This is a genomic window from Kitasatospora sp. NPDC028961 (assembly GCF_055564815.1).
In genome coordinates this window covers 1-5,004 of sequence record NZ_JBVHVO010000043.1, presented here as the reverse complement: position 1 = coordinate 5,004, position 5,004 = coordinate 1, and the positions used below count along the sequence as shown (strand labels likewise).

5 protein-coding genes are annotated in these 5,004 nt (G+C 73.6%); 2 read left to right on the top strand and 3 right to left on the bottom strand.

Translation table 11 applies throughout. The features are described 5' to 3' along the window. Nucleotides 1-100 precede the first annotated feature (100 nt). A complete protein-coding gene (locus ACZ4UX_RS35940; protein ID WP_465709726.1) occupies nt 101-1,141 on the bottom strand; it encodes a hypothetical protein in 1,041 nt (346 codons plus the stop codon). After that, nucleotides 1,138-1,650: a SigE family RNA polymerase sigma factor gene (locus ACZ4UX_RS35935; RefSeq protein ID WP_465709725.1), complete on the bottom strand. Its 513-nt coding sequence runs from the start codon at nt 1,648-1,650 to the stop codon at nt 1,138-1,140. Before ACZ4UX_RS35935 ends, ACZ4UX_RS35940 begins: the two co-directional genes overlap by 4 nt. A 119-nt stretch (nt 1,651-1,769) precedes the next feature. On the opposite strand from ACZ4UX_RS35935, the gene ACZ4UX_RS35930 reads away from it, so the two are divergent. Further along, the gene (locus ACZ4UX_RS35930; protein WP_465709724.1) at nt 1,770-2,408 is read left to right on the top strand and encodes a hypothetical protein; all 639 of its coding nucleotides are present in this window, start codon (nt 1,770-1,772) and stop codon (nt 2,406-2,408) included. Nucleotides 2,409-2,436: 28 nt separating this feature from the next. On the opposite strand, the gene ACZ4UX_RS35925 is transcribed toward ACZ4UX_RS35930, so the two are convergent. After that, nucleotides 2,437-3,369 carry an RDD family protein gene (locus ACZ4UX_RS35925; RefSeq protein WP_465709723.1) on the bottom strand — a complete coding sequence of 311 codons (933 nt, stop codon included), beginning with the start codon at nt 3,367-3,369 and terminating at the stop codon, nt 2,437-2,439. Between the two features lie 228 nt (nt 3,370-3,597). Between ACZ4UX_RS35925 and ACZ4UX_RS35920 the strand changes: the two genes are divergently transcribed. Beyond that, nucleotides 3,598-4,602, top strand: coding sequence for a stage II sporulation protein M (locus tag ACZ4UX_RS35920; protein ID WP_465709722.1), 1,005 nt, complete (start codon nt 3,598-3,600; stop codon nt 4,600-4,602). Nucleotides 4,603-5,004: the final 402 nt, after the last annotated feature.

Below are 5,004 nucleotides of genomic sequence, written 5' to 3'. Positions count from 1 at the left end.
CACAGCCAAGCGCCTATGTAATGGCCCTGCACCCTCCACCTCCCCCCCCCCCCCCCCCCCCCCCCCCCCCCCCCCCCCCCCCCCCCGCGTCCGGGCCCGGTCAGCGCAGGACGTCGGCCGTCCAGGCGCTCTCGTCGGCACCCACGGACCTGATCTTCGCCAGCACCCCGGGGAGCCCGCCGATCGCCTCCAGCGCCGGGTTCGCCCCGGAGCGGGTCGACACGCAGATCCGCACGCCCTTGTCCACCTCGCACTCGCGCGGGTCGGCGCCCGGCGGAGCCACCGCGGGCTCGGCGCTCTCCGGCTGGACCATGACGTCGACCGAGAGCTTCTCGGCGGTGAGCGCCAGGCTGACCCGCCAGGGCTCGTCGATGACGGCCGAGGGCCGCAGCAACGACACCGCCGACACCTTGAACGCCGCCGGAAGCCCCGTCAGGTAGACCGGCAGCGGGAGGTCGGTCCGCCCGAAGCGGGCCCCGGCCGCGATCCGCAGCAGCGTCTCCTCGGGCTTCGCCTCCTTCGGCGCGTAGGCGTCCAGCTGCGCCCACCGGCCCGAGGCCGTCTCCCAGGACAGGGTCACCGGGTCGACCGGCAGCGGGTTGTCGGAGACCAGCCAGTGGGCCGAACGCCCGTCGACCGGGGGAGCCGGCACCGGGTGCCGGCCGACGTGCGCGGGCTCGGCGTTCCCCGGCGCGAGCGACAGCGAGAGGTTCGGCGTGGACTGCCCCTTCGTCCACACCTTGGCGGACGTGTGCTCGGCGCCCAGCGCGTCGGCGTAGCCGTAGCCGATGCCGCCCGCCGCGTTCAGCGAGTCCGGCAGCCAGCCGAACCGCGCCTCGGTGAAGAAGGGGTCGGTGCCCGTGCGCGCGGCGGACGAGACCTGGGGGGAGCTCGCGGCGACGAGCGTGCCCGGCGCCTCCGGCGTGGCGGTCCCGCCGGCCGGCCGGGTCAGCAGCGAACCGCCCAGGACCGCCGCCGCCGTCACCGCCGCCGCCGCGCCCCACGCGGCCCCGCGCCGGCGGCGCAGCCGCGACCGGCCGCGGACGACGGCCCACGCGGTGTCGACGGCGGACGGCGGGGCGGGCTCCTCGGCCAGCGAGCTCAACCGCCCCGTGAGGTTCTGGTACTCGTTGTTCGTCATGACGTCCTCTCTGCGGTGGCGGGGCGGGCGGCGAGGGAGACGCGGAGCGCCTCCAGACCGCGCGAGGTCTGGCTCTTGACGTTGCCGGACGAGCAGCCCAGCGCCTCGGCGGCCTGGTCGATCGTCAGGTCGCAGTAGTACCGGAGCACCACGGTGGCCCGCTGCCGCGGCGGCAGCGCGGCCAGCGCCTTGCGCAGGTCGAGGGAGGCGTCGAGGTCGACGCCCACGCTCGCCGAGTCGGGCGCCGTGCCGTTGCGCGTCGTCCGGCGCCACCAGGGCGACCGCTGCTCGGCGAGGAACGTGTTGACCAGCACCTTGCGGGCGTAGCCGTCGACGTTCTCGACCCGTCCGGCCCGTGGCCAGTTCACGTAGAGCTTGGTGATGCTCTCCTGGACCAGGTCGTCCGCGCGGTGCCAGTCCCCGCACAGCAAGTAGGCGACCTTGCGCAGCCAGCCGCTCCTGGACGCCACGTACTCGGTGAACTCCGCTTCGCGTGCCGTCTTCGCCATCCCTGCCCCCCTTCCGTAGTACCGACGGCGCCGAACCGCGCCGTCCACCCCCTAATGCGGGCACCCCCGCCGAACGTTGCATGCCGGACGGCCGTGATCGTCCACGTAGGCTCTCGGGCATGCCCAATGGCCGGTACTCGCTCCACGACACCCATGACCACGTCCTGCTCGGCGAGGAGCGGTTCAGCTGCGCGCCCGGTCCGGCCGGCTGGCGGTACGTCTCCAAGACGTACGGACCGGAGGGCGGGGTTCTCGGCACCCTCGACCTCACGCTGGACTCCCGGGCCCGGCCGCTGCGGACGGAGCTGAAGGCGGGCGGCTGGCAGGTCCGCGGCGGGGCGGTCGACGGGGTGGCCTGGGTGCGCACCGACGCGGCCGACCCGGCCGGGGAGCACGCGGTGGAGGGGCACGACCGGGCCCACGGCTTCACCGGGCGCTCGCCGGCCTTCCTGGTCGCCACCGCCCGGCTGCTGCGGCTGCGGGAGGGGGCGAGCGCCAAGGTGCGGCTGGTCGCGTTCACCGAGCCGGTGCTGGCGCCGCGCACCTTCGACCAGGGCTGGCTGCTGGAGGCGGTGGAGACGCACGCGACGGACTCGGGGCCGCTGCTGGTCGAGCGCTACCAGGTGGCGGACCTGGAGACGGGCGAGCAGCAGGTGGTGCACCTGGCGGGGGACGTGGTGCTGGCCGCGGCGGGGGTGGAGCTGGAGGAGCTGGAGTCGCCGCCGAACGCCTGGCCGGTCGAGTTCGACGGCCGGTAGCGGGCGGTCGCCCGGGTTGTCCCGCCCGTCAGGCGGGCGGGGCGAATCCGGTGCCGGGGGCCGGCTGCGGGGCGGGGGCCGGCTGGGGCTGGGGTTGTACCGGGGGTGTCGTGGGCATCGCGGGTGCGGGGGCGGGCGCCGGTGCGGCCGGTGCCGTGGGCGGCTGGACGTGGGGCCGCGGCTGGTGCTGAAGTCCGTAGCCCTGGGCCCTGGTCCACTCCCGCCGCTGGCGCTCGGTCAGCACCGCGCCGAGGTACGCCGCCGGGTGCAGCCCGTACGGGACGGGGTGGCCGGTGCGCGCGGCGAGGTCGTCGGCGAGCCGGGCGGACATCCGGTGCGCCACCGCCGGGTCCAGCTCGCCGATCCGGCCGAGCAGCTGGCGGATCGCCAGCCAGAGCGGCTCCGGCACGGCGGAGAGGTCCAGGGCGACCAGCTCGCCGCCGATCGTCTGCAGCAGCTGCGGGTGCACCGGCGGCAGCGCGTTCGCCGCACCGCCGCCCCCGGGCACCCGCTCGCGGACCACCAGGGTCCCCGCGAAGACGTCGCCCAGCCGCTTGCCGTCCGCCGAGACCGCCGAACAGATCGCCGCCGGCACCCCGCTCAGCACGATGATCTCGAAGAAGCCGACCAGCCCGCGCACCAGCGAGTGCCGGAACCGCACCGGTCCGCCGTCGCTGCGCACCACCCGCAGGCCCAGCGCGGCCTTTCCGAGCGAGCGCCCCCGGGTGAGGGTCTCGACCATGACGGGCAGGCCGACCAGGAAGAACACCATCAGCCCGAGCAGGATGGCGGCGAGGGCCGCACCGTCGAGGTCGACCAGGGCGAAGCTCAGTACCAGGGACGTCACCACCAGTGCGGCGCCCTGTACGAGCAGGTCCAGCCCGGTCGCCAGCGCCCGGCTCGGAAGCTTCGCCGTGCGCAGGCCGAGGACGACCGCCTCGCCCGTCACCAGGTCGCTCAAGACACCCGTCCGTTCCCGTCGGTGGTTCATGGTCCGCGGTCCGCGGGGAGGGAAGGCCGTCGGATCGGCCCCCACGACCCCGTGATCTGCAGTCGTCAACATACGGGGCCGCGGACCCGCTCGGGAAGGGAGGTCCCGGCGGCCCGGGTGGCCGTCGCCCCTGGCATGCTGGGCCCACTTGTCCGCACCCCGCCTGCCCGCGCCCCGCGCCGACCATGGAGCTGCCGCATGGACCTGGACGTCTTCGTCGCCACCCACCAGGGGGAGTGGGCACGGCTGGACGCCCTCGCCAAGAACCGCCGGCTCACCGGCGAGGAGGCGGACGAGCTGGTCACCCTCTACCAGCGCGTCACCGGTCACCTGGCCAAGGTGCAGGCCGCCGCGCCCGACCCCACCCTGGAGGGCCGGCTCACCAGCCTGGTCTCCCGGGCCCGCGACGCCGTCACGGGCACCCGCACCAGCGGCTGGCGGGACGTCGCGCGCTACTACAGCGTGAGCTTCCCGGCCGCGCTCTACCGTTCGCGCCGCTGGTGGCTGCCGGTGGCCGTGCTCTCGCTGCTCGCCACCGCCGTGATCGCGTGGTGGGTCGCGACCCACCCGGAGGTCCGGAACAGCCTGGCCACGCCGGACACGCTCCGGGAGATGACCAGGCCCGGCGGCGAGTACGAGGCGTACTACTCGGACCGCCCGGCGAGCTCGTTCGCGGCCCAGGTCTGGACGAACAACGCCTGGATCGCCGTGCAGTGCCTGCTGTTCGGGATCGCGCTGGGCATCCCGGTGCTCTTCGTGCTGTGGAGCAACGTCCTCAACCTCGGCCTCGGGGTTGGGCTGATGGCCTCGGCCGGCCGGCTCGAGGTCTTCCTCGGTCTGCTCATTCCGCACGGTCTGCTGGAGCTCACCGCCGTCTTCGTGGCCGGCGGGCTGGGCCTGCGCCTGGGCTGGACCATCATCGACCCCGGCCCGCGGACCCGTGGGACGGCCCTGGCGGAACAGGGCCGGTCCATCATCGGCATGGCCATCGGCCTCGCGACGGTGCTGGGGGTCTCCGGTGTCCTGGAAGCCTTCGTCACCCCCTCCGGCCTGCCCACCTGGGCCCGCATCACGATCGGCGCGCTGGCCGAGGTCGCATTCCTGTTCTACGCCCTCGTCCTGGGCCGGAAGGCCGCGGCGAACGGCGAGACCGGTGATCTGGACGCAGCCGATCGGGCGGACCTTCAGCCGGTCGCGGCCTGAGCCGAGGTGATCGACATGCCGCTGACCTGCTACTCTTCTCGCATCCCGGTCAAACCATTGACGTGGCACGAGCGGGCTAGTAGGTTTCAACGGTTGGGACTGGTTGGACAACATCCGGTCCGAGGCGTTAGTGTCTACGACACCGCCGAATCAGGGCGATCGCATTTCACGAAGTGCGCGCCCTTTGACGAGGTAAACCCCCGGAACTGAGCACACCGAAAGCTTTGATAAGCTTCGGAGCGAAGTCGAAGGAAATCCCCCCAGCGGGAATTTAGAGAAACAAGCGCCGGTAAGAACGGCCGCGAGGATCTGATAAGCTGGGAACACGAAAGAACGAAGCGCCCGGAGGGCCCGCTGGAAGGCGGTCCGAAGGAAGTGTCCGTTCCTTGAGAACTCAACAGC